The sequence below is a fragment of the Sphingobium nicotianae genome, assembly GCF_018603885.1.
Lineage (GTDB): Bacteria > Pseudomonadota > Alphaproteobacteria > Sphingomonadales > Sphingomonadaceae > Sphingobium > Sphingobium nicotianae.
Map to the genome: position 1 here is coordinate 111,727 of NZ_JAHGAW010000006.1, position 24,008 is coordinate 135,734.

The 24,008-nt window shown below is 66.1% G+C and carries 20 protein-coding genes; 13 read left to right on the top strand and 7 right to left on the bottom strand.

Annotation, left to right across the window (positions count from 1 at the left end; genetic code table 11):
- Positions 1 to 3: 3 nt before the first annotated feature.
- The gene (locus KK488_RS10275) at positions 4 to 783 is read right to left on the bottom strand and encodes an IclR family transcriptional regulator (protein ID WP_214623175.1); all 780 of its coding nucleotides are present in this window, start codon (positions 781 to 783) and stop codon (positions 4 to 6) included.
- Between the two features lie 473 nt (positions 784 to 1,256).
- Between KK488_RS10275 and KK488_RS10280 the strand changes: the two genes are divergently transcribed.
- Positions 1,257 to 4,202, top strand: coding sequence for a TonB-dependent receptor plug domain-containing protein (locus KK488_RS10280; RefSeq protein WP_214623177.1), 2,946 nt, complete (start codon positions 1,257 to 1,259; stop codon positions 4,200 to 4,202).
- An 87-nt stretch (positions 4,203 to 4,289) separates the two neighbouring features.
- Here KK488_RS10280 and KK488_RS10285 read toward each other — a convergent pair whose 3' ends face one another.
- Positions 4,290 to 4,811 (bottom strand): VOC family protein, encoded by a 522-nt coding sequence (locus tag KK488_RS10285; protein WP_214623179.1) that lies wholly within the window; start codon positions 4,809 to 4,811, stop codon positions 4,290 to 4,292.
- 85 nt (positions 4,812 to 4,896) lie between these two features.
- The gene (locus KK488_RS10290; protein WP_214623181.1) at positions 4,897 to 5,808 is read right to left on the bottom strand and encodes a LysR family transcriptional regulator; all 912 of its coding nucleotides are present in this window, start codon (positions 5,806 to 5,808) and stop codon (positions 4,897 to 4,899) included.
- 120 nt (positions 5,809 to 5,928) lie between these two features.
- Here KK488_RS10290 and KK488_RS10295 point away from each other — a divergent pair, with 120 nt between their 5' ends.
- The 4 genes from KK488_RS10295 to KK488_RS10310 are packed head-to-tail and all read left to right on the top strand — an operon-like array spanning position 5,929 to position 9,270.
- Positions 5,929 to 6,726 carry an alpha/beta fold hydrolase gene (locus KK488_RS10295; protein ID WP_349356877.1) on the top strand — a complete coding sequence of 266 codons (798 nt, stop codon included), beginning with the start codon at positions 5,929 to 5,931 and terminating at the stop codon, positions 6,724 to 6,726.
- 22 nt (positions 6,727 to 6,748) lie between these two features.
- Complete coding sequence (locus KK488_RS10300; RefSeq protein WP_214623185.1) at positions 6,749 to 7,915, top strand: LLM class flavin-dependent oxidoreductase; 1,167 nt, start codon at positions 6,749 to 6,751, stop codon at positions 7,913 to 7,915.
- 23 nt (positions 7,916 to 7,938) lie between these two features.
- Positions 7,939 to 8,886: an alpha/beta hydrolase gene (locus KK488_RS10305; protein ID WP_214623186.1), complete on the top strand. Its 948-nt coding sequence runs from the start codon at positions 7,939 to 7,941 to the stop codon at positions 8,884 to 8,886.
- A 3-nt stretch (positions 8,887 to 8,889) separates the two neighbouring features.
- Positions 8,890 to 9,270, top strand: a complete 381-nt coding sequence (locus KK488_RS10310; protein WP_214623188.1) for a carboxymuconolactone decarboxylase family protein — start codon at positions 8,890 to 8,892, stop codon at positions 9,268 to 9,270.
- A 250-nt stretch (positions 9,271 to 9,520) separates the two neighbouring features.
- Here KK488_RS10310 and KK488_RS10315 read toward each other — a convergent pair whose 3' ends face one another.
- The gene (locus KK488_RS10315; protein ID WP_214623190.1) at positions 9,521 to 10,234 is read right to left on the bottom strand and encodes a carboxymuconolactone decarboxylase family protein; all 714 of its coding nucleotides are present in this window, start codon (positions 10,232 to 10,234) and stop codon (positions 9,521 to 9,523) included.
- Positions 10,235 to 10,320: 86 nt separating this feature from the next.
- Here KK488_RS10315 and KK488_RS10320 point away from each other — a divergent pair, with 86 nt between their 5' ends.
- Positions 10,321 to 11,265, top strand: coding sequence for a VOC family protein (locus tag KK488_RS10320; RefSeq protein WP_214623192.1), 945 nt, complete (start codon positions 10,321 to 10,323; stop codon positions 11,263 to 11,265).
- 38 nt (positions 11,266 to 11,303) lie between these two features.
- Positions 11,304 to 12,146 carry a fumarylacetoacetate hydrolase family protein gene (locus KK488_RS10325; RefSeq protein WP_214623194.1) on the top strand — a complete coding sequence of 281 codons (843 nt, stop codon included), beginning with the start codon at positions 11,304 to 11,306 and terminating at the stop codon, positions 12,144 to 12,146.
- A gap of 157 nt (positions 12,147 to 12,303) precedes the next feature.
- Here the strand turns inward: KK488_RS10325 and KK488_RS10330 are convergent, their stop codons facing one another.
- Positions 12,304 to 13,137 (bottom strand): IclR family transcriptional regulator, encoded by an 834-nt coding sequence (locus tag KK488_RS10330; protein ID WP_214623196.1) that lies wholly within the window; start codon positions 13,135 to 13,137, stop codon positions 12,304 to 12,306.
- Between the two features lie 121 nt (positions 13,138 to 13,258).
- On the opposite strand from KK488_RS10330, the gene KK488_RS10335 reads away from it, so the two are divergent.
- The 4 genes from KK488_RS10335 to KK488_RS10350 all read left to right on the top strand — a co-directional run bounded on the left by KK488_RS10335 (position 13,259) and on the right by KK488_RS10350 (position 18,745).
- Complete coding sequence (locus tag KK488_RS10335) at positions 13,259 to 14,476, top strand: FAD-dependent monooxygenase (protein WP_250890250.1); 1,218 nt, start codon at positions 13,259 to 13,261, stop codon at positions 14,474 to 14,476.
- Between the two features lie 12 nt (positions 14,477 to 14,488).
- On the top strand, positions 14,489 to 15,685 hold the full coding sequence (locus tag KK488_RS10340) for an alpha/beta hydrolase (RefSeq protein WP_214623200.1): 1,197 nt from the start codon (positions 14,489 to 14,491) through the stop codon (positions 15,683 to 15,685).
- Complete coding sequence (locus tag KK488_RS10345; RefSeq protein ID WP_214623201.1) at positions 15,685 to 16,461, top strand: helix-turn-helix transcriptional regulator; 777 nt, start codon at positions 15,685 to 15,687, stop codon at positions 16,459 to 16,461. Before KK488_RS10340 ends, KK488_RS10345 begins: the two co-directional genes overlap by 1 nt.
- 226 nt (positions 16,462 to 16,687) lie before the next feature.
- Complete coding sequence (locus tag KK488_RS10350) at positions 16,688 to 18,745, top strand: PQQ-dependent dehydrogenase, methanol/ethanol family (protein ID WP_250890251.1); 2,058 nt, start codon at positions 16,688 to 16,690, stop codon at positions 18,743 to 18,745.
- Between the two features lie 205 nt (positions 18,746 to 18,950).
- On the opposite strand, the gene KK488_RS10355 is transcribed toward KK488_RS10350, so the two are convergent.
- The gene (locus tag KK488_RS10355; protein WP_214623202.1) at positions 18,951 to 20,153 is read right to left on the bottom strand and encodes a cytochrome P450; all 1,203 of its coding nucleotides are present in this window, start codon (positions 20,151 to 20,153) and stop codon (positions 18,951 to 18,953) included.
- Positions 20,150 to 20,983: an SDR family NAD(P)-dependent oxidoreductase gene (locus KK488_RS10360; RefSeq protein WP_214623204.1), complete on the bottom strand. Its 834-nt coding sequence runs from the start codon at positions 20,981 to 20,983 to the stop codon at positions 20,150 to 20,152. The genes KK488_RS10355 and KK488_RS10360 overlap by 4 nt, the downstream gene beginning before the upstream one ends.
- A 260-nt stretch (positions 20,984 to 21,243) precedes the next feature.
- On the opposite strand from KK488_RS10360, the gene KK488_RS10365 reads away from it, so the two are divergent.
- Entirely contained in the window at positions 21,244 to 22,611 is a 1,368-nt protein-coding gene (locus tag KK488_RS10365) for a spinster family MFS transporter (protein ID WP_214623206.1), read from the top strand.
- Between the two features lie 46 nt (positions 22,612 to 22,657).
- Positions 22,658 to 24,007, top strand: a complete 1,350-nt coding sequence (locus KK488_RS10370) for an MFS transporter (RefSeq protein WP_214623208.1) — start codon at positions 22,658 to 22,660, stop codon at positions 24,005 to 24,007.
- Position 24,008: the final 1 nt, after the last annotated feature.

Below are 24,008 nucleotides of genomic sequence, written 5' to 3' on the forward strand. Positions count from 1 at the left end.
GACCTATCCGGCCCCTTCCGCCAGCTGCCGCGAAACGCTCTGCGCCGCCGCCGGTACCAGCCCCACGCACTTGTCACGATTGGCGGTCACATATTCGATGGGGCCGAGCAGGGTCAGCACCGCCGCGAGATTGCCCTGTGGTCCCAAGACCGGCGCTGCGACGGCCGCGAAGTTCTGGTTGAGCTGGCCGACCGTCGAGGCATAGCCGTTCGCGCGTACCGCCTCGATCGGTCCGTCGAGCTGGTCCATGGCCAGCGGCAGGCGACCACCGTTGGCGCGGCGCACGCTGGTCTGCGCATCGAGCAGTGCCTGCGTTTCCGACCGGGGCATGTGGGCGAGGTAGATGAGGCCGCTCGCCGTGGTGCCGAGCGGAAGGATATAGCCCAGCCGGAGCGCGAAGGCGCCCTGCCGCCCCCCGTCCGCCTTGGCGACGATGCACGGCCCCTGATCGCCCCAGAGCGAGAGATAAATGGCGCAGTCGGTCTGGTCGCGCAGCTGCGTCAGCACGTCGGCGGCGAGACTGACGACATCGAGCTGGCGGACGGCCGCGAGGCCGAGCTGGATGGCGAAGGAGCCGAGGCCATAATAGCCGTTGCTCGGCTCCTGATAAGCCATGTTCTCGCGCACGAAGCTGACGAGATAGAGATGAACCTTGCTGGGCGGCATGCTGGCGCGCGCCGCGATCTCGCGCAGCGGCAGTGGCCCCTCGGCCATGCGCAGGACCCGCAGCACCCGAAAGCCGACTTCGATCGACTGGACCCGCCGCCGTGACTGCTCCGCCATGCCCTCTCGCGCCATTCGTTCCACCCTGCACCGTGAACGATCTTCCTGACCGCTGAGGCGCGCTCTGTCTAGGTTTTGCGCTGCGAAAACTGGGGGAGGGGAGGATCGAACCGGCTCGCCGGACAATGCAGATCGAGAGGAAGCGTTTCACCTGATGGTTCAATCAGTTGCGAAATCAACAGATGTCGTTGATTCTGTCTCGATTCGTGCGATAGTTCGTCCGTGGCACCGCCAGAGTGCCGAACAGAATGAGGGAGGCTCTGCGTTGCTCTTTCGCAACCGCAATTTCCGTCGGTCATATCCATTGGCCGGCGCTCGCCTCGCGATCCATCGAAGCACGTCATCCAGAACCAGAAAAGGGCGCATGTCGAGCGGGTGAACTGCGCGCCGGATTTTGCCGGCGTTCGAAGAACAGGGAACAGGAGAGAGAAATGCCCGGATTTTCAGCGAGAGATTGTCGCCGCGGATGTCGCATGTCTGCCGCATGGCTGGCCAGCACGGCGCTGGCCATCGGGCTGATCGGCACCGGATCGGCGCAGGCGCAGACGTCGCAATCTAGTGCCGAGACAGCCTCGGATCAGGCGATCATCGTGACGGGATCGCGCCTCGGCCGCACCACGTTCGACACGCCCACACCGGTGACCGTGCTCGGCGGCGACAATCTCAAGCAGCTCGCCATCACCAATGTCGGTGTCGGCCTCAACCAGCTCCCGGCTTTCCGCGCCAGCACCTCACCGGCCACACAGGGGTTCGGCAGCTTCAATGTCGGTGCCAACATCGTGAACCTGCGCGGCATCGGCACCAGCCGCAACCTGGTGCTGGTCGATGGCCGCCGGTTCGCGCCTTCGACGCGCGAGGGAACGGTCGATCTCAACCTCGTGCCCTCCGTGCTCGTCGGCCGCATCGAGGTGGTGACCGGCGGCGCATCGGCCGCCTATGGCTCGGACGCGATCGCCGGCGCGGTGAACGTCATCCTCGACAAGGATTTCGAGGGGGTCAAGGGACAAGCCGATTATGGCGTGTCCGGCAAGGGCGACGGCGACAATTTCCATGCCGGGCTCGCCTTTGGCACGAAGTTCGCGGGCGGGCGCGGACACTTTCTCATCGGCGGTGAATATGACGACCAGAAGGGCATCGGCAATTGCTTCACGCGCGACTGGTGCACCTCCGGCGCCAATGTCACCAACACCGGCTTCGCAACCAACGGCCTGCCCAATCTGGTGCGCAGCAACGAGAATGCCGGCTGGTTCTTCAACAGCGCGGGTGTCGTCTCGATCAACAATAATGCAGCCGGAACCGGCGCCACGATCCGCAACCTGCGCGGCACCAACGGCATCACTTTCTCGCCGACGGGCGCTGTGCTGGCCTATCGGCCCGGCTCGCCGGCCTTCGGTCTGAGCCAGATCGGCGGCGATCTCTACCCGACCTACACCGACGCCAACATCACCGTGCCGGTGACGCGCTATTCCGCGTTCGCTCATGCCGATTATGAGTTCAGCGACAGGCTGAGCGGCTTCATCGAGGGATCCTATGGCCACATCATCGGCAAGCTGCTGCAGACCGCTTATTTCAGCGCGTCGATCCCGGTCTTCGCGGACAATCCCTATATGCCGGCGGAAATCCGAGCGATCGTCGGCCCGGCGCCGGGCCTGACGGAGCGCCCGGCGGCAGCCACCTTCAGCCTCGGCCGCGTGCTGGACGATGTCGGACGCGGCTATTCGGTCTCGACCGCCGATACCTATCGCTTCACCACCGGTCTCAAAGGCGACCTGGGCGGCAGCTGGAACTGGGACGCTTATTATCAATATGGCCGCACCGACCGGCTCCAGACGGTCGAGAATAATCTGGTCACTGGCGATCCCACCCAGTCGCTGACCAACCCCGCGACCTATGCGGCGGCCAACGCTCGCTTCCAATATGCGATCGATGCGGTGCGCGACCCGGTGACGGGCAACCCGACCTGTCGCGCCCTGCTCAGTGCCAATGCCGCGCTGCGCCAGGCGGCCGCGGGCTGCGTTCCGATCAATCTCTTCGGCGCCGGGAATGTCACGCCCCAGGGCAAGGCCTATATCTTCGGCACCTTGCGTGAGGACATCAGGCTCCAGCAGCATGTGCTGGCCGCCAACGTCCGGGGCGACATCACCGAGCTTCCTGCCGGCCCGGTCTCCGTTGCCGGCGGTGTCGAGTATCGCGTCGACAAGATCTCGGTCGTGCACGACGCGCTCTCCAACCAATATGCCTATTTCCAGAATTTCGGCTCGGATTACCGGGGCACGAGCAAGGTGCTTGAAGGCTATGCCGAGGTCGGCGTCCCGCTCGTCAAGGATGCGAGCTGGACCAAGTCGCTGAGCCTCGACGGCGCTGCCCGCGTCACGCGCTACGACATTCAGGGCTTCGGCAGCTATCTGCGCGCCGCCGCCAGCAATGCCTTCACCCGGGCGACCTGGAAGATCAGCGGCCTGTGGGAGCCGGTCGACTGGCTGCGCCTGCGCGTGACGCAGAGCCATGACATTCGCGCGCCCAATTTCGCCGAGCTGTTCCTGGCTTCGGCCGGCGCCTTCACGCCAATCACCAACCGGTTCACCAACTCGGCCAATACGCCCGCCATCTTCTCGGGTGGCTCGCCGACGGTGAAGCCCGAGACGGCCGACACCACCACGGCAGGCATCGTCATCCAGCCGGGCAGTGCGGCGCAGGGGCTGCGGCTCTCGGTCGACTGGTATCGCATCCGGGTGAAGGACTATATCGCGACGGCGCCGGGCGGCGTGCAGCAGATCGTCGATCGCTGCTTCGCCGGCGTGCAGATCGCCTGTAATCTCATCACCTTCGGCGCCAACCAGTCGATCACGCAGATCCGCAACGTCTCGCTCAACCTCGATCGACTGACCGCACAGGGCATCGATTTCGAGGCGCAATATCGCTATCCGCTGGGCGAGGGGAGCGCGCTCACCTGGCGCGGCCTCGCGACCTATGTGAGCAAGCTGGAAGCGACCAGCTTCCGCCAGTCGATCGACCGCGCCGGCCAGACCGGGCAGTCGGCCGCCATCGCCGCGCCGGACTGGATCATCAACAGCTACCTCACTTATGACGGGCCGCTGTTCAGCCTCACCGTGCAGGGCCGCTGGATCACCAAGGGCAAATATGATGCCATCTACAGCGCGCCGGGCGATGCGGGCTATACGACCACGGTCGCCAACAGCATCAACAACAACAATGTCGGCGGGCGCTTCTACGTCAATCTGTTCGGATCAGTGCGGGTTTATGGCGACCGTGCCCATGGCATCGAGCTGTTCGGCTCGGTGAACAATCTCTTCGACCGCGCGCCGCCGGCAGCGCCGGAGACGCAATTCTACACCAACCCAACCTATTTCGACACGATCGGCCGCTACTTCCGCGTGGGCGCGCGGTTCAATTTCTGAGACGCTGGCTCGGATTGAAATGAGAGACAATGCTCCTGCTTTTGCAGGAGTAGCGTCTCACAGGAGCAGAACGAACCGACCGGCGAGTCAGGCCGAGGCCAGCGCCTTGCGCTTGCGCTCAGTCCAGGTCTTGAGCGTGTCGTGCGCCTCGGCCGCCGCCTGCTGCAGGAAGCCGGGTTCTTCCGTCCGGGTGGTAATCTCGAGCCGCAAACCATTGGGATCGAAGAAATAAACCGAATTCACGAACTCGTGGTCGACGATGCCGATGGTCTCCACGCCATGCTCCTTGAGGCGGTCCTGCATCGCCCGGACATTGTCGAGCGAGGCCGTCTCGATCGCGAAATGCTGCACCCAGGCCGGCGTGTTGGGCGAGGGGGCGGGCATCTCGTCGCCGCCCAGATCGAAGAAGGCGATGTAGCTGCCGTCGCCCAGCTCGAAGAAGAAATGCACATAGGGGCTTTCCTCGCCGGTGCTGGGCACGCGCTCGGCGAGCATGCAATTGACCATCGGCAGGCCGAGGATGTCCTCGTAGAAATGGCGAGTCTCTTCCGCGTCCCGGCACGGGTAGGCGAAATGATACATGCCTTTCAGCGGTCTTGGTTCGGTCATCGGGCTGCTCCTCTCGCGCCAGACTAGCAGGTCTGGGGATCATCGCCTGTCACCCATATAGGGGGACAAGCCCGGCAGATCGAGATCAGGCCCCCTGCGGCGCGGATGCGCGCTCGGCCATGACAGTCGCAAAACGCCGCAGGGCGGCCGACTGGTCCCGACGGCGCCAGACCAACAGGACATGGAGCGCCAGATTGAGGTCGGAGATGGGCACGAGGCGGATGTTCTGGAATGACGGCAAAGGCTTGCTGACCGTCATGAAGCCGACGCCCATGCCGACCGCAGCCAGGCTCAGCAGGATCGAATTGGTCGTGCATTCCTGCACCACGCGCGGTGCTCCACCAGCTTCCAGACAGGCGGTCATCAACCGGTCATAATAGCCGGGCTGGGCGCGCCGTTCCGGCCAGAGCACCGGTTCGTCGGCCAGTTCCGCCATGGTGACGCTGTCCCGCTCGGCCAGATGATGATTGCGCGGAACCGCCAGCATCGTTTCACCGATGCCGATGGTCACATGCTCGAGATTGTCGCGATCCCGCTCATCGACATGCGCGTCATAGAGGATCCCGGCGTCCAGCGTGCCTTCCTTGAGCGCGGCGATCTGTTGCATCGATCCCATCGATCGCAATTCCAGCGCGACGCCCGGCTCGCTCTCGCGGAACTGGAGCAGGCCGTATGAGATGAATTCATGCGCGGCGATGATTTCGCTCAGACCCACGCGGATCGTCCCGAGATGGCCGCTGCCCAGCCGCTTGGCGCGATCCGCTGCGCGGTCCACCTGCGCGAGGATCTCCTCGACATCGGCCAGGAAAATCCGGCCAGCTTCCGACAGCCGGACGCCGCGCGGCAAGCGCTCGAACAGCTCGACGCCAAGCTCGGCCTCCAGATCGCGGATCTGACGGGTCAGCGCTGGCTGCGCGACGCGCAGGGCGATCGCGGCGCGGCCGAAATGCTCCTCGCGCCCGATCGCGCGGAAATAGCGAAGATGCCGCAACTCCATCGGAGTTTCATACCTATGCGGTATCTAAGGCTCAAGACCAAATTATTGGACGTATCAGTCGTCCGGACACACTCTCGCGACAAGGACAGAAACTGAACCTCGGAGACGGACTTGGATACGGTGCATATTGACGAGCTGGACTTCGGCACGCTGTCGATGCTCGACGTCCGGGGAACGCAGATCGAGCTGCTCCGGGCCGGTTCGGGCGCGCCCTTGCTGTTCCTTCATGGTCTGGACGGGCTGGAGGGGGCCGCCGCGATCCTGGCCGAGTTGGCACGCAGCTTCGCGGTCTATGCGCCCTCGCACCCCGGCTTCGGCGGATCGGCTTCGCGTGACGGCCTGAACCGGGTCGATGATCTGGGCTATTTCTATCTCGACATGATGGACCAGCTCGGGCTTGACGCGCCCGTCGTGGTCGGCGCCTCGTTCGGTGGCTGGGTCGCGGCGGAAATCCTGACCAAGGAGCCGCGCCGCGCTGCCGCTTTGGTCCTTGCGTCGCCATTCGGTCTGCGCACGGCCGAGCGGCGCGAGCAATATGTCGCCGACATCTTCATGATGTCGCGCAAGGAGCTCGGCGAGCGGATGCAGGTGGGCGCCCCGGGCCCGCTGCAGGACATCATGAACCTGCCCGAAGATCGTCTGCGCCGCGCGATGCGCAATGACGAAGCGGCAAGCCATTTCGGCTGGACGCCCTATATGTGCAATCCGCAGCTGGCCGACCGTATGCATCGCATCGTCTGCCCGACGCTCATCGTCTGGGGCGCAGAGGATGCGATCATCAGTCCGGCCTATCGCGAGGCCTATGCGCGGGCGCTGCCGCTGGCTGAGGTGGCGAGCATCGCCGGCGCCGGGCACCGCGTCCATGGCGACCAGGCGCAGCAACTCGCCGCCCGCATCACGGATTTTGCCGGCCGCTGAGCCGATCCCACGGAGACATGAGATGATCATCTGGCAATTCAGCGAACAGGCCTATTATCCCGCCTTCCAGAGGCCGGGTGCGATGCGCGTGACCTTGCCGCAGAACCAGTGCGATCCGCGCGAGGCGGGCCGGCTGCTCAATCGCTATCTCGACGAATATATGCTGGCCGACGAGCTCGGCCTCAACATCATGATCAACGAGCATCATGCCGCTGCGACCTGCATGTCGACCAGCTGCATGACGACGCTCTCGATCCTGGCGCGGCAGACGCAGAAGGCGCGGCTGCTGGCGCTCGGCATCCCGCTCGCCAACCGCTCCAATCCGCTGCGCGTCGCCGAGGAGATCGCGATGGTCGATTGCCTGTCCGGCGGTCGGCTGGAGGTCGGGCTGGTCAAGGGCGCGCCCTATGAGCTGTTCATGTCGAACCGTCAGCCCACCGGCTTCATGGACCGCTTCTGGGAAGCGCATGACCTCATCGTCGCCGCGCTCGCCAACGAGGGCGACAATTTCTCGTGGCAGGGGGAGCATTTCCATTATCGCACCGTCAGCCTCTGGCCCCGCGCGATCCAGGCACCGCATCCGCCGATCTGGATGACCGCCTCCAGCGCCAGCAGCGCGCGCGAGCATGGCAGGCTCGGCTATACCTGCGCGACCTTCCTCTCCGGAGCGGTCGCCCGTCAGGTGTTCATGGGCTATCGCGAGGCCTATGCGGCGCAGTTCGGTCAGCAGCCGGGTCTCGACCGGCTGGGCTATCTGGCGGTGGTGGCCTGCGCCGACAATCGCGCCGAGGCATACAAGCGCGCCGAGGCGATGCGCAGCTATTTCGCCACCGCCGCGCGCTGCGATCCGCAGTTCCGCAATCCCTGGGGCTTCAATCCGGTCGAGGCCAATGTCCATGCCCTGCTGGGCGGCAGAGGCGGCAAGGCGATCCCGGTCTATGACTCCATCGACGATTATATCAAAGCCGGCCTGATGTTCGTCGGCACGCCCGACGATGTCTATGAGCAGCTCGCCGCTTTCCACGAAGAGACCGGCGGCTTCGGCAATCTGCTGATGATGGGGCAGGCGGGTGAGCTCAATCATGAGGATACCGTCGACAGCCTGACCTTGATCGCGAAGGAAGTCGCCCCGCGCCTCAAGGAACTGCCGGACGTGCCGCTCGAAACGCGCTACGAGGCTGTCGGCTGACGGCGATAGGGGTGGAGACGGTAATGGCGGAAGAAACGGCGGTGTTTGCCGAGGGCATCGCGGATTATGTCGCTTTGTTTCGCCAGACGGCGCCATCCACCGACATGGAGGTCATGCGCTTGTTCGGCGACATGACGGCGGGCCGCTTCGCCCAGGGGCTTGCGGTGAACGTACGCCGGTTCGACACCTCCATTGCGGCGCCGGGGCGCGAGATCGCGGTGCGCGTCTATGATCCGGCCGGAAATCGCGCCAGCGAGGAGCTGCGGCCGGCCATCTGCTATTTCCACGGCGGCGGCTTCGCGCTTGGCAGCGTCCAGAGTCTCGATCTGGCGACTGCGGCGCTGGCCGAGGCGACCGGGGCGGTGCTGGTCAGCGTCGAATATCGCCGCCTGCCCGACAGCGACTATCCTGCCGCTCAGGCCGATTGCGACGAAGCCTTCGGCTGGCTCGCGCGCAGGGCTGATATGTTGGGTGTCGACCCCGCGCGGATCGCGGTATCGGGCGACAGCGCCGGCGCGCTCCTCGCATTCTGCTGCGCGGCCAACGCGCGCGATGCGGGCGGGACGGTGCCGGTGTGCCAGCTGCTGTTCTACGGCACCTTCGCGATGGATCCCGACCGACCGGCCTACAAGACCGCGCTCGATCCCAATCTCGTCGTGGCGCGCATCCATAACTACATCGCGCTCTACAAAGAGCAGGGCGGCGGGCCTGCCCCGGTTGACCGGACCGATCTCGCCGGGCTGCCGCCCGCCCATATCGTCGCCGCGCAATATGATCCGCTCTGCGAGGAAGCCGGCGAGTTTGCCGACAGGCTGCGCGCGGCGGGCGTCCCGGTGACCCACCATGTCGCGCCCGGCATGATCCATGGTTTCCTGCGCGCGATCGGCGTATCGCCGCCCGCGCGCGACGAACTGACCGCGGCGGCGCAGGCGATCCGCCCGCTGCTATGGCCTGACAGAACAGGGGATTAAGCGATGGAAAAGGATGATCTTTACGAGCGCGGCCGGCAGATGCGCCTCGACATGTTCGGTGAGGCGGGCGTGCGCGGCATCGACGATGCCGACGACTTCCAGGAGCCGCTGCAGGATCTGGTGACGCGCCATTGCTTCGGCGATGTCTGGAGCCGCGCGGGCCTCGACGGCAAGACGCGCTCGATGCTGACCATCGCCATGCTGATCGGCCAGTCGCGCCCCGACCAGCTCAAGAACCATGTGCGCGGCGCAGTCGCCAACGGAGTCACCAAGGAAGAGGTGCGCGAGATCCTGGTCCATGCCGCGCTCTATTATGGGCTGCCCTCCGTGTCCGACGCGTGGCGCCATTGCCGGGATGCACTGAAGGAGGTCGATGCTTACTAGGTCGTCGGCCCGACAAGGGCGGACTGTCAGGACGCGGCCCAACTGCGGACATCATAGCCCCTCCTCTTCAGAGGAGGGGTAGGGGGTGGTGGCGATGCGCAGCATCGCTCGCGAAGCGAATGACCGCCACGTCGCAAGCACCACCCCAACCCCTCCTCTGAAGAGGAGGGGCTTATGACGGCTTCCCAACTCATTGCGGGCGTTCGATTTGCGAGTGCGCGCTCTGCCTGCCTCATTTTGGCGACGAACCTCAGCCGAACGGCTGATCGAAGCCGGCGGTTTTGATGAAATTGGCGAGGAGCGCATAATAGCCGGCGATGGCGACGCATTCGCTCGCGCCCGTCCGCCCGATCTGGTCGATGGCGGATGCCAGCGTCGTCGGCGACGCCACATTGTGCGCGATCAACTCGCGGCAGAGCGCGATGATCGTCGCGTCCGGCTCGCTCGGCGCATGGGCCTGCGCGTCCGGGTGGGCGGCGGCGATCGTCGCCTCCGGGACGCCCGCCGCCCGCGCGGCCGGCGCGTGATAGGTCCATTCATAGCCGCAGCGGGCCGCACCGGCTGTGGCGAGGATCGCGATTTCGCGCTGCGCGTCGGGCAGAGTCGAGCCGAAACGGATGACGGCGCCGACCTCCTGGATCACGCGCGCCAGATGCGGCGCGTCGAGCATGGCAAGGAAGGGGCTGGGCACCGAGCCGCGCGGTCCGGACGCGATCAGGTCGACGACGCGGCGCTGCTCCTCGGTCGCGCCCGCCAGATCGGCGGACAGGCCGATGGCCGGCGCCTCGGGTGTGGCAGTGGAGGGCTCGGGCGCGCTCAGCATTTCCAGAGCCACGGCGTGGAGGCGGGCAAGAATCCGCTCCTCGTCCGCCCCGGCGAGTCGCATGTCTGCAAATGGCGGTTCGACCGCTGCCCCGACCGGCGCGAGATCGAGCAGCGAGAGGATTTGCGCAAGCCGGGACATGGGATCCTTCTCCTCATTCATGCCCTTTGATCTGGTATCAGTCAGGCTGACATGGTAGTCGGGCGCAAACAGAATAAGAGGGCGCCGTGCTTCAGTCACTCGGTTATGTCGGCATCGAGACCGCGCACATCGACGACTGGGCGGATTTCGCGACCGGACTGCTCGGCATGCAGATCGCGCAGCGCCGTGCTGCCGGGTTCGACCTGCGCGCGGATGCGCGCGCAGCGCGGCTGTTCGTCGATGCAGGCGGAGCCGAGACGGTCAGCGTCATGGGCTGGGAAATCGCCGATGGTGCGGCCTTGGCGCATCTCGCTGTCCAGCTCTCGAATGCCGGTCAAGACGTCGCGCCGGGATCGCCTGAGCTGGTCGAGCGGCGGCGGGTGCGCGATCTGATCGTCGCGCACGATCCGGCCGGCAACCGGCTCGAGTTCTTCCATGGCGCACAGGATGCGTCGACGCCTTTCGTGCCCGGCCGGGCGATCAGCGGCTTTCGCATCGGGCCGCTCGGCCTCGGCCATGTCGTGCTGACCGCCCGCTCGGCCGACACCGTCATTCCCTTCTATCGTGACCTGCTCGGCTTCCGGCTTAGCGACTATGCGCTGCGCCCGTTCGGAGCCTATTTCTTCCATCTGGGCAACCGGCATCACAGCTTCGCGGTGGTCGAGACCGGCGCCAACGGCTTCCATCACCTGATGGTGGAGCTTAACTCGCTCGACGATGTCGGGCAGGGCTATGATCTCGCGCAGCTCGAGGAGGGGCGGGTCGCCGTCACGCTCGGACGCCATACCAATGACCATATGACCTCCTTCTATGCGCGCTCGCCCTCGGGCCTGATGATCGAATATGGCTGGGGTGGCCGCTCGATCGATCCTGCGCGCTGGGAGCCGTTCGAGTGCGACTATGGCCCGAGCCTGTGGGGACACGAGCGCTCGTGGCTCGATGCCGCCAAGCGGGCTGAGGCCCGGTCCCTGCGGCTGGGCGCCGCTGCCGCGGGCCGGCGCGCGCCCGATTTCGTGCGTGGGACTGAGTGACGAAGGCAAGATCGAGGCAACCACAAGGAGAACTATAGATGAAACTGGTCAGCTTCATGGCACATGGTCGCGCCGGCTGGGGCATGGTGGAGGGCGATGCGGTCCGGGACATGAGCGCGGCTCTGCCCGGCACGCCGAGCCTCAGGACGTTGCTGGAGCAGGACGGGATCCCGGCCGCCGGCAAGGTCGCCGCGTCAGCCCCGTTGCTGGCAATGGAGACCATCACCCTGCTGCCGGTCATTCCGGACCCGGCCAAGATCTTCTGCATCGGTCTCAACTATGTCGAGCATCGCGAGGAGACCAACAATCCGACGATGACCGAGCCGACCATCTTCGTGCGCTTCGCCAATTCCCTGACGGCGCACGGCATGCCCATCCGCCATCCGGCCGAGACGGACATGCTCGACTATGAGGCGGAACTGGCCGTCATCATCGGCAAGGGCGGGCGGCGGATCAGCCGCGCGGCCGCCTATGATCACGTCGCCGGCTATGCCTGCGCCAATGATGTCAGCGTGCGCGACTGGCAGCGCCACACCACGCAATATACGCCGGGCAAGAACTGGCCGACCAGCGGTCCACTCGGTCCCTGGCTCGTCACGCGCGACGAGGTCGGCGAGCTGGCGCCGCTGCGCATCAGCTGCCGCCTGAACGGCGAGACGGTGCAGGACGCGCATCTGGGCGACCTGATCTTCGATGTGCCGCGCCTCATCGAGTATATCTCGACCTTCACCGAGCTGGCGCCGGGAGACGTGATCTTCACCGGCACGCCGGGCGGCGTCGGCGCCAAGCGCGTGCCGCCTCTGTTCATGAAGCCGGGCGACCGGGTGGAAGTGGAGATCGAGAAGGTGGGCCTGCTGGTGAACCCGGTGGTTCAGGACTGAGGATCGCGCGCCCTCCGTTCGTGTGGGGGGGGTGGCGTGGCCGGGTATGGCGGGGGGCACCTGGGGCGCCGTAGCGCGAGCGAAGTCGAGACACGTTAAGCGCTGTGCCAACGTGTCTCGACTTCGCTCGACACGAACGGGGGCGGTGAGCAGTCCCCTAAGCTGCTTCGCTCGACTCGGCCGCCGCGCCCGGCGCGCCGAGCCGCTGCGAGAGACTGTTGGTCGCCTCAAGCAGCAGACTGGAGAAACCGCGCTGGCGCTCGCCGGTCATGAAATCGGTCGGCCCGAGCAAGGTCAGCGCCGCCGCGATCCGGCCGCTATAGTCGAAGATCGGCGCGGAGATGCCGGAGAAGTTGCGGTGTAGCCGGCCGACCGTCGAGGCGAACCCGTGCTGGCGCACGCGCGCGATCTCCTTGGCGAGGCTCTCCGCAGTCTCCTGCCGTGAGGCGCCGCCGCCGCGCTTGCCCGCGGCCTCGAACGCGGCCTGCGCGCCGAGCGCTTCCTCGGTTTCCGTGTCCGGCAGATAGGCGAGGAAGACGAGCCCGGTCGCGGTCGAGGTGAGCGGCAGGATGTAGCCCAGGCGCACCGCGAAGGCGCCCTGCAGCGCGCCATCCGCCTTCGCCACGATGCAGGGGCCACGATCGCCCCAGAGCGAGAGATAGATGGCGCAATCGGTCTGGTCGCGCAGGCTGGTGAGCGTGTCGGCGGCGAGGCTGACCACATCGATCTGCCGGATCGCAGCGAGGCCGAGCTGGATGGCGAAGGAGCCGAGGCCGTAATGACCCGTCTTCACATCCTGATAGGCGACATTCTCGCGCACGAAGCTCACCAGATAGAGGTGGACCTTGCTGGGCGGCATGTTGGAGCGCGCGGCGATCTCGCGCAGTGGCAGCGGCCCCTCCGCCATGCGCAGCACGCGCAACACGCGGAAGCCGACCTCGATCGACTGGACCCGCCTTTGTGCGGGCTCTGCCGCCGTTTGCTTCGCCATTCAGCACCCATTTTTTTGCCGTTCCGGGCATTGCCACGGTTCCCGGTCTGCGCCAATGGATTTGATATTGACGAATATCATTCGTCAGAACTATGACTTTGCCCGAGAGAAGGGGTGTGTGTTGAAGACCAATTTGGGGATCGGTATTGTCGGCGGCGGCATCGGGGGTCTGACCGCGGCATTGGCCCTGCTGCGCCGCGGTTTCGACGTGACGGTTTACGAGCAGGCGAGTGTCCTTCAGGAGGTCGGGGCGGGGCTGCAGATCAGCCCGAACGGCGTGCGCGTACTGGCTGCGCTCGGCGTCGAGAAGGAATTGCTGGACATTTGCTTCGAGCCGCAAGGCAAGGAGATAAAGCTCTGGAATACCGGCCAGACATGGAAACTATTCGACCTCGGCGTGGAGTCGGTCGAGCGCTATGGCTTTCCTTACATCACCGTCCACCGCAACGATCTGCACCAGCTGCTCTATCAGACCATCGTCAGCCTCTCGCCCGATGCGGTGAAGCTCGATCATCGCTTCACCGGTGTCGAGCGCAATGACGGCAAGGTGACGCTGGCGTTCGACGGCAAGCCGTCGGCGACGTTCGACGTCGTCATCGGTGCCGATGGCGTCCATTCGCGGATGCGCGAGCTGCTGTTTGGCGCGGGGCCGGCCAAGTTCACCGGCATCGTCGCCTGGCGCGGCGTCATTCCGGCCGAGCGGCTGCCGGAGCGGTTGCTGAAGCCGGTCGGCGTCAACTGGATCGGGCCGGGCGGCCATGTCATCCATTATCCGATCCGCCGAGGCGAGCTGATCAACTTCACCAGCGTCATCGAACGGCAGGACTGGACGGTGGAAAGCTGGTCGATCCCCGGCACGAACGACGAATATCACGCCGATTATCCTGGCTGGCACGAGGATGTGCATACCTATATCTCGGCCATCCCGCAGCCCTTCAAATGGGCGCTGATCGCGCGGCCGCCGATGCAGGACTGGGTGACGGGACGGATCGCGCTGCTTGGCGATGCCTGCCATCCCTCGCTGCCTTTCCTGGCGCAGGGTGCGGTGATGGCGCTGGAGGACAGCATCATCCTGGCGCGCGCCTTCGAGGAGTTCGACACGGTCGAGGACGCACTTGCCCGCTATCAGGCGGCGCGCATCCCGCGCACCACCAAGGCGGTCAACGGCGCCAATGCCAATGTCGAGCGATTCCACAACCCCAAGCTTGCCGATCCGGCCGGCGCGCAGGAATATGTGGATGCACAATGGGAGCCGAGCCAGGTGGTCGATCGCTACGAATGGCTGTTCCGCTACGACGCGACGAGCGTGCCGCTCGACGGCCAGACCGTGGCGGTTTGAGGCGAGCGCGCTATGAGTGAGTCTGGCCCAGCGAGCAAGGCGGCATGGACGCGCAAGCCGCTCATCCTCTCCTTTCCGGACAATCCCACCTTCAACGAGACCTATGGCTTTGCCGGCAATTCGGGGAAGGTGAACCTGGAGGCGCAGCTGCTGCGCGATCCCGCCTCGACCCAGCGCACAGTCTATGTGTTCATGCACCCCACCTCGGTGCTGCATCTGCTGCCCATGCCGCTCGCGCTCGCCGATGCCGGGCTCGATGTGCTCTGCGCCGCGAGCCGCTATCCGCGCAACGACACGGCTTTGATCTTCGAGAAGGTGGCGATCGATCTGGGCAAGTGGATCGCCTATGCCCGCGAGGCGCTGGGCTATGAGAAGGTCGTGCTGGTCGGCTGGTCGGGCGGCGGGTCGCTCTCGCTCTTCTATCAGGCGCAGGCGGAAAGCCCGAGCATCACGCAGACGCCTGCCGGCGATCCGGTCGACCTGACCAGGGCGGGGCTGCAGCCGGCTGACGGCGTGATCTTCATCGCGGCCCATCTTTCCCGTGCCGAGACGATGACGGAATGGCTCGACCCTTCCGTGACCGACGAGCTCGATCCGGACAATCGCGATCTCGAGCTCGATATTTATTCGCCCGATTGCCCGAACAAGCCGCCGTTCAGCGCGGCGTTCGTCGCGCGCTTCCGCGAAGCGCAACGGGCGCGCAACCGCAAGATCACCGACTGGGCACTGGCGACGCTCAAGCGCCTGAGGGAGCAGGGCACCGAGGAGCAGGAACGCGCCTTCGTCGTCCACCGGACGATGTGCGACGTGCGCTGGATCGATCCGACCATTGACCCGTCCGACCGGCGGCCGGGCCATACTTATATGGGCGATCCCAGGACCGTGAATGTCGGCCCCGTGGGCCTTGCACGCTACACGACCCTGCGTTCCTGGCTCAGCCAGTGGAGCTACGATCTCTCCAACGCCAAGGGACCGATGAACGCGGCGCGGATCCACCGCACGCCGGTCCTCCAGATCGAGAACACTGCCGACGAGGCCGTGCCGGCGACCCATAATCCCGCGATCCGCGACGCCCTGGCAACGCCGGACAAGGAATATGTCGTGCTGAAGGGCGCGACCCATTATTATCTCGGCCAGCCCGAGCTGCTTGCACAGTGCATCGGCGCGGTGATCGACTGGAGCCGTCGCAAGGGCCTGCTGTCCTCATGATGGCGCGGGAAACCGCCGATGCCCTGGCCGATCTGGTCGGCGCGATCGGCAGCGAGCGGTTTCCCGGCCATTTTCATGCGGCGCTCGCCTCGCTGGCCGACGTCGCGCTCTGCTCGGCGTTCCGGCAGGACGAAGACGGGACGATCCGGCTGATCCTGGCGCAGGGTGCATTGCCATTGCTGGCGGATTTCCCGCTGCATGCCTCGCTGGATTATGCCCGGACCTATTGGCGCGCGGATCCACAGATGCGCCGCCTCGCGCATGCCGCGCCGGGCCCGCCGATCGTACTGCGCAGGAGCGCCGCGGAAATCGCCGATCCGGCCTATCGCGCGGCCTGCTATGAGCGGGCGGGCATCAGGGAGCGCATTTCCATCTATCGCGCCGGTGCCCCGTCGCTCGTCGCCAACGGCTATCGCACGCTGGAGCAAGCCGCCTTTTCGCTGGCCGAGATGGCGGCGATCGAGCGTCATGCCGGCCTGCTGATGGCGGCGCTCGAGCGCCATGAGCAAGGTCGCGCCGCAGCTGGGGAGATGCATGACGAAACGGCGCTGATGCAGTCCCTCATGAACCTTCACTGCGGTCTCAGCGCGCGCGAGGCGGAGGTTTCGGCCGCGATGATGCTCGGTGAGACACAGGCCGAGATCGCCGCGCGCAAGCGACTGTCGCCCGACTCGGTGGTAACCTATCGGCGCCGCGCTTATGGCAAGCTGGGCATCGCCAACCGGCGCGATCTGTTGCGGCTTCACCGGCGACTGGCGAGCGGCGAGCGGGCGTGATCGCGATCCGGCGAAGAGCGGACGGGCGGGCAAGGGGCGAGGGACTGAGATGGCTAAATCTTTCATGGCACGTCACCCCGGACTTGATCCGGGGTCCAGCTTCCTTCGCCAAGGCCTGGCTTTGAACGCTGTGCTTGAAAGAACAGCTCGACCCCGGATCAAGTCCGGGGTGGCGGAGATGGGTTATGCCCGCCTGCGGCTCTGCAGGGGCTTTGGTGGGGTGCTGATGACAGGCGCGCTCCTGGCGGCAGCACCTCTCGCCATCGCCGGCCCCGCCAATGTCGATCACGCCCGGCTGCTTGCGGCGGACAGGACGCCCGGCGAATGGTTGACCACCGGCCGCACCTATGACGAGCAGCGATTCAGCCCGCTCGACCAGATCAACGACAGGAATGTCGCGCAGCTCGGCCTCGTCTGGTCGGCTGACATTCCGGTCGATCGCGGGGTTGAGGCGACGCCGCTGGTGATCGGGCGCACCCTCTACAATATCGAGCCGTGGAACGTCACCACCGCCTATGACGCCACGACCGGCAAGCAACTCTGGCGCTTCGATCCCAAGGTCAATCGCGACTATGGCAAGCTCGCCTGCTGCGACATCGTCACGCGCGGCGTCGCCGCCTGGAAGGGGCGCATCTACCTCGCGACGCTCGATGGCCGCCTGATCGCGCTTGATGCGCGGACGGGCAAGCCGGCGTGGAGTGTCGACACGTTCGACAAGCTCTGGCCCTATACGATCACCGGCGCGCCGCGCATCTTCGACGGCAAGGTGCTGATCGGCAATGGCGGCGCGGAGGGCGCGGCGCGCGGCTATGTCACCGCCTATGACGCGGCGAGCGGCAAGCAGCTCTGGCGCTTCTACACGGTGCCCGGCGACCCCGCGAAGCCACAGCCCAACAAGGCGCTGGAGATGGCGGCCGGGACGTGGAAAGGCGACTGGTGGAACCGCGGCGGCGGCGGCACCGTCTGGGATTCCATCGTTTACGACCCGGATCTCAAGCTCATCTACATCGGCACCGGCAATGGCGGGCCGTGGGTCCAGCGCTATCGCAGCCCCGGCGGCGGCGACAATCTGTTCCTCTCCTCGATCGTCGCGCTGAAGGCCGACACGGGCGACTATGTCTGGCACTATCAGACCACGCCTGCCGACGAGTGGGACTTCACCGCCACGCAGCCGATCATCCTCGCCGATCTCAGGATCGACGGCGTGCTGCGCAAGGTGCTGATGCAGGCGCCCAAGAACGGCTTCTTCTATGTGCTGGACCGGGTGACGGGGAAGCTCATCTCCGCGCGCAATTATGTGCCGACAAGCTGGGCGAGCGGGATCGACATGACGACCGGCCGGCCGATCGTGAATGCCGAGGCGCATTATGGCGTCAATCCGGTGATCGTGACGCCCGGGCCGGGCGGCGGCCACAATTGGAACCCGATGGCCTATAGCCCATTGACCGGGCTCGTCTATCTGCCGACCACCGAGATCTATTACGCTTATTCGCGCAATCCGGACTTCAAGCAGTCGCCGGGCAATATGAGCCAGCTCGGCATTGGCGGCGCGGGCTTCGAGCTGACGCGCAAGGCGGCCGCCGAGTTCGCCGAAAAATATGCGCGCAACGGGCTGATCGCCTGGGATCCGGTCGCGCAGAAAGAGGTCTGGCGCGTGCCCTATACAGGGCGCGGCAGCGGCGGGGTGCTCGCGACGGCGGGCAACCTCGTGTTCCAGGGGACGATCGACGGCACTTTCGCCGCCTATAGCGCGGACAAAGGCCGGAAGCTCTGGGAGATGCCGGTGCAACAGGTGCCGATCGCGGCGCCGATGACCTATATGATAGACGGCGTGCAATATGTCGCGGTCAATGCCGGCTGGGGCGGGGGCATCGCCCATGCGGGGGTGGTCAAGCCCTTGCCGATCCCGCTCTCGGCGCCACGGCTTCTGGTCTTCCGGATCGGCGGCACGGCCAAGCTGCCGCCGCTGGTACTGGCCGGCGCCGGCCCGGTCCGGCCTGACGACACCAAGGCCGATGCCGCGACCATCGCGCAGGGCGGCGCTCTCTTCGCGACTCATTGCGCCACCTGCCATGGCGAGCAGGCACGCGGCGGCATCAAGGATCTGCGCGTCATGTCGCCGCAGACGCGCGCGGAGTTTCTCGACATCGTGCTCGGCGGCAAGCGGCGCGAGAAGGGGATGGTCAGCTTCGCCAATGTGCTGAGCCGGCCCGATGCCGAGGCGATCCAGGCCTATCTCGCGCGCCGCGCCAACGAGGATTGGGAGAGCATCACGAAGCGCTAGCGCCATCGACCCTCTCCCGCCCGCGGGAGAGGGAGGGCCCCGCCGCGGAGCGGCGGGAGGGTGAGGGTCTTGCCTTTGCGTCGCAAAGGCGCGGGCCGATGGCCCGCACACCCTCATCCAACTCCGCCTAATTCGCTTCGCTCATAAGGCTGCGTATCCTTCTCCCGCCTGCGGGAGAAGGTTTGAATGCGCCGACGGGCTAAGCCTAAGCCGCCACCAGCCGCACCGGCAGATGCTTCCAGCCCACCGCCGCATTGTTGATGAAGCGCTCGCCCTCGCCGGCCGGCTCGATCGCCGCGACCTTCCGGACCAGCGCTTCCAGGATTACCTCGGACTCCATCCGCGCCAGAACCTGGCCCATGCAGATGTGGATGCCGCCGCCGAAGCCGACATTGGCGCCGGTGCGGGTCACGTCGAAGCGCTCCGGGTCGGCCCAGCGGCGCTCGTCTCGACCCGCAGCCGTGAGGAGCAGGGAGATCTGGTCGCCCCGCCGGAACTTGATGCCCTCGACCTCGATGTCGACCAGCGCCGTGCGACCTTGCATGCGGGCGGGGACGTCGTAGCGCAGCATCTCGTTCACGGCATTCTTCACCAGCGCCGGATTCTCGCGCATCAGCGGCCAGTTCTCCGGGAAACGCACGAGCCCGCCGATAATGTTGGCGATGCCGAGCACGGTCGTGTCGAAGCCTGCCGCCAGCGTCGCGCGAATCAGGAACTCGGCCTCCTCCTCCGTGACGATCCCCTCGTCGCTGAGGCCGAGGATCCTGGCGGCGAGGCTGCCGGGGGTCACCGTGTCGCGGCGGGTGTGATGATCGACCCATTCGAAGGCCGGTCCCGCGCGCACCATGCTCGCCTCGAAGATCGCGTTGCGCGGGCCGACCGTGTTGAACGCGGCGTCACCGAAATCGAGGATCAGCGCGCGCCCTTCCTGCGGCATGCCGAGCATGTCCGGGAAGACCTTGAGCACGAAGGCGGCGGCGATGTCGGTGACGGCATCGACCGTGCCCTTTGCCAGCGCCGCGTCGACGATCCGCTCGGCATCGGCGGCGAAGGCGGCACGATAGGGCGCCAGCGCGGCGGGCGACAGGAAGCGCATCAGCGCATCGCGCGCGATCGTATGGTCCGGCGGATCCTGCACGACGAGGATCGGCGGCACCAGCGTGAAGGGATCGTAAAAGGGCTTGGCGGTCGAGGTGAATTGCCGCCAGTCGGGCAGGATCTTGCGCACCGGCTCGTGTCGCATGACTGCGATGCTGTCATATTTGTCGAGCCAGACCGCGTCGCCTAGCCTGGCGAGCGAAGCATCGCTTTCCGGCAGCGCGGCGATCCAGTCGCGGGTGAAGGGGTCCGCATCGGTGCGCGGCATCGTGTCGGGCGGCGTGACCTTGATCTCGTCGGGCGCGATCATGCCTGCATCTCCCGCCGTTTCGCTTCGTCGGCGAAGGCCCTGGCGATCGCGTCCTGCCGCGCCGCCACCTCGGGCCACATCCCGGGATGGGTGATCGCGTAGAGATCGCCGCGCCTGATCGCGTCGAGTGCGATCCGCGCAGCGCGGGCGGGCGAGATCCAGTCGACCGCCGCTTCCTTGAATTGCTCGCTGTCCTCCAGCAGCACGTCCGAGAGATTGCCGGCCAGATGCGCCGGGCGATTGCGCGTGCTGCTGCCCAGATCGGTCTGGACCGGGCCGGGGCAGAGCACCGTCACGCCGATCTTCTCGCCGGCCGTGGCCATTTCCATTGCCAGCACCTCGCTCAGGCCCAGCACGCCATATTTGGCGGTGCAGTAAGTGGCGAGCGTCGGCACCGGCATCATCGAGGCCATCGAGCCGGTGTTGAGGAAATGGCCGCCTTCCGGATTGGCGCGCAGGATCGGCAGGAAATGCGTGATGCCGTGGACCACGCCCTTGATGTTGACGTCGATCATCCATTGCCAGTCGCGCAAGGTGAGATCGACAACCGGCGCCATCGGACCGATGCCGGCATTGTTGCACATGATGTGGACCGTGCCGAACTGCGCGACGGCGCGGCCGGCGAGGGCCGCGACCTGATCCGGATCCGAGACGTCGGTCGGCACGCCGGTCACGCCGAGTTCGGTCGCGGCCTGCTCCAGCCGCCCGGCCTCGATGTCAGCGATCATCACCTGCATGCCTTCGGCCAGCATCGCCTCGGCCAGCGCCCGGCCGATGCCCGATGCGCCGCCGGTGATGACGGCCACTTTTCCTGCGAGCGATCCTTCCATGCTTTCCCCTCTTTTCCGCCGGTCTGTCGCGCCGGTCCAGGCACTTGTGGCAGCAAATCCCGGTTCGCGACAAGCACGGAAAAATGCGAGACGATGTTTCGTTGACAGGGGCAACTCGTCCACATACTTATCATGTTATGTTTTGCGGCCGGGCCGCCAGGCAGGTCGCGTGTGCTGCAAATGCGCACGAGGCGGAGGGAGAAATTGTCGGGCGGCGCTGATCGGATCAGGCCCGCTCCGGCCGGGAGAGGTTAGAGAGAGTGGCCACGACCAGTGTGAATGAGGCGACCGCGGCGTCGTCGGAATCCCCGGCTATCGCGCCGGATGGAACGAGTCCGAAGGGCTGGTATCTCGTCTATATGACCGCGGTGGTGGGCGTGATGTCGCAGGTGGATCGTGGCATCCTGGCCCTCTTCGTCCAGCCGATCAAACGGGACTTTCACCTGAGCGACACGCAGGTGAGCATCCTGCTCGGTTTCGCCTTCACCTTCTTCTATGTGGTCGGTGGTCCGCCTTTGTCGCGCATGGCCGATAATGGCGTGCGCCGCACAGTGATCTCCGGCGCGCTCGCCGTGTGGAGCATCGCGACGGCCATGTGCGGCTTCGCGCAGAGCTTCTGGGCCTTCTTCGCCTCGCGCGCGGTGATCGGCGCGGCCGAATCCGGGTGCGGCCCGGCCAGCCTCTCGATGATCGGCGACGCCGTGCCGCGCGAGAAGCTGCCGCGCGCCTACGCGATCTACAATAGCGGGTTTGTCGGCGGCTCGGCGCTCTCGCTGATGCTAGGCGGCGTGCTGATCGGCCTGCTGAGTGATATCAAGCCGATCCAGCTCGGCAGCTACGGCGTCATCTATAACTGGCAGCTGGTCTTCATCATCGTCGGCCTGCCGGGACTGCTCATCGCGCTGCTTTTCCGAGCCACCGTGCCCGAGCCGGCGCGCAAGGGCGGCAAGAAGCCAGGTGGCTATCCGCTGCGCGAGGTGCTCGCGCATGTGCTCAGCCAGCGGGCGATGCATTTTCCCCTGATCATGGGCGTCCTGCTGATGGCGTTCCAGACCTATGGGCTCGCGGCATGGGGTCCGGCCTTCTATCAGCGCACCTATGGCTGGGGGCCGGCGCAGATCGGCATGCTGCTTGGCGTCATCACGCTGATCGGCTCGACGATCGGTCTGTTCACCGGCGCACGTCTCGCCGAGATATTCGGCCGCAATCGGGATGACGCCAACCTGCGCGTCCTGTTCCTCGCGCAACTCCTGCCGATCCCCTTGCTGGTGGCCGCGCCGCTGATGCCCAGCCCGTGGCTGGCGCTCGGCCTGAATGCGGTGGGCGGCATTCTCGCGACGATGGGGGCGGCCGGATACAATGCCGCGATCAACATCTCCACGCCCAACGAGATGCGCAGCCAGATCAACGTCATGTACTTCATCCTTCAGAATGCCATTGCAGGCTCGCTCGGCCCGACGGTCGTCGCGCTCTGCACGGACTTCATCGCGCATTCGGAAGGCGATCTTCGCTACGTGATCTCGGCGCTGCGGCTGATCCTGGGTCCGGCCACGGCCTTCTTCCTGTGGAAAGCATTGAGGCCCTATGGCCGCATCTATCGCCAGAAGGTCGAAGAGGGCCTGAATTGAGCACGGGCCTGCCGACGCAGCTCGCGGCGTCGCCCGGATATCGCGCGTGACGGCCAGCATGGACAGCGTGGCCGCCGAGGCGCCGCCCACCACCCCGCGGGCGACCAGGGGCGGTTGGTTCACCGTCACCATGCTCGCCGTGGTCGTCATGCTGGCCCAGATCGACCGAGGCATCATCTCGCTCATGGTCGAGCCGATGAAGCGCGATCTCGGCCTGACCGACACGCAGATCAGCCTGCTGATCGGCATCGCCTTCACCTTCTTCTACGTCATCGTCGGGCCGCCGGTGGCGCGCATCGCCGATCGAGGCTTCCGCAAGTCCGTGGTGGCGAGCAGCCTGGCGATCTGGAGCGCGGCGACGGCGCTTTGCGGCCTCGCGCAGAATTTCTGGCAGCTCGCTCTCGGCCGCGCCGTGATCGGCGGCGCGGAATCGGCGAGCAGCCCGGCGAGCATGTCGATGATCGCCGACGTCATCCCGCGCGACAAGCTGCCGCGCGCCTATGCCATCTATACGGCGGGCTTCGCGGCTGGCGGATCGCTGGCGCTGATCCTGGGCGGGCTGCTGATGGGCGCCTTCGCGCATTTCGAGCCAGTCCACGTGCCGGGCATAGGCCTGATCCGCAACTGGCAGCTTGTGTTCATGATCCTCGGGTTGCCCGGCCTGATCGTTGCCGGACTTATCGTCCTGACCGTGCCCGAGCCGCAGCGCCGCGGCGGCAGTCGCCCGCAGGGCTATCCGCTCGGTGAGGTGTTCCGCTTCATTGCGGCCAACCGGGGCATGCACCTGCCGCTCCTTGCCGCCGTGCTCCTCAACAGCTTCCAGAATTTCGGCGCCGCCGCGTGGATCCCGGCATTTTACGAGCGCACCTATGGCTGGGGGCCGGCCAAGGCCGGGCCGTGGCTCGGCATTGTCGGGCTGGTCACGTCGCTGATCGGCCTCTTCATCGGCGCACATATCGCCGAATGGCTCGGCAAGCGCCGGGACGACGCCAATCTTATCGTGATGTGCCTGACCTATGCCTTCGCGATCCCCTTCAACGTCGTCCAGCCGCTGATGCCGACGCCGGAGCTCGCCATCATCGTCGGCGCGATCGGTGCCTTCATCGCGGTGATGGGCGGCGGGGCCTATAACAGCTCGCTCCAGGTTGCCACGCCCAACGCGATGCGCGGCCAGATCAACGCCATGTATCTCTTCGTCATCGCCGCGATCGGCGGCGCGCTCGGACCGCTGCTGATCGCGCTGGTCACGGACTTCGTCGCCGGTTCGGAGGCCGACCTGCGCTACGTGCTGATGGGCTTCCGGCTGGTGATGGCGCCGCTCAGCACCTTGCTCGTCTGGCTGGCGATCCGGCCCTATGGCCGCGCCGTCCGCGCGCGGATCGAGGAAGGCGAATGAG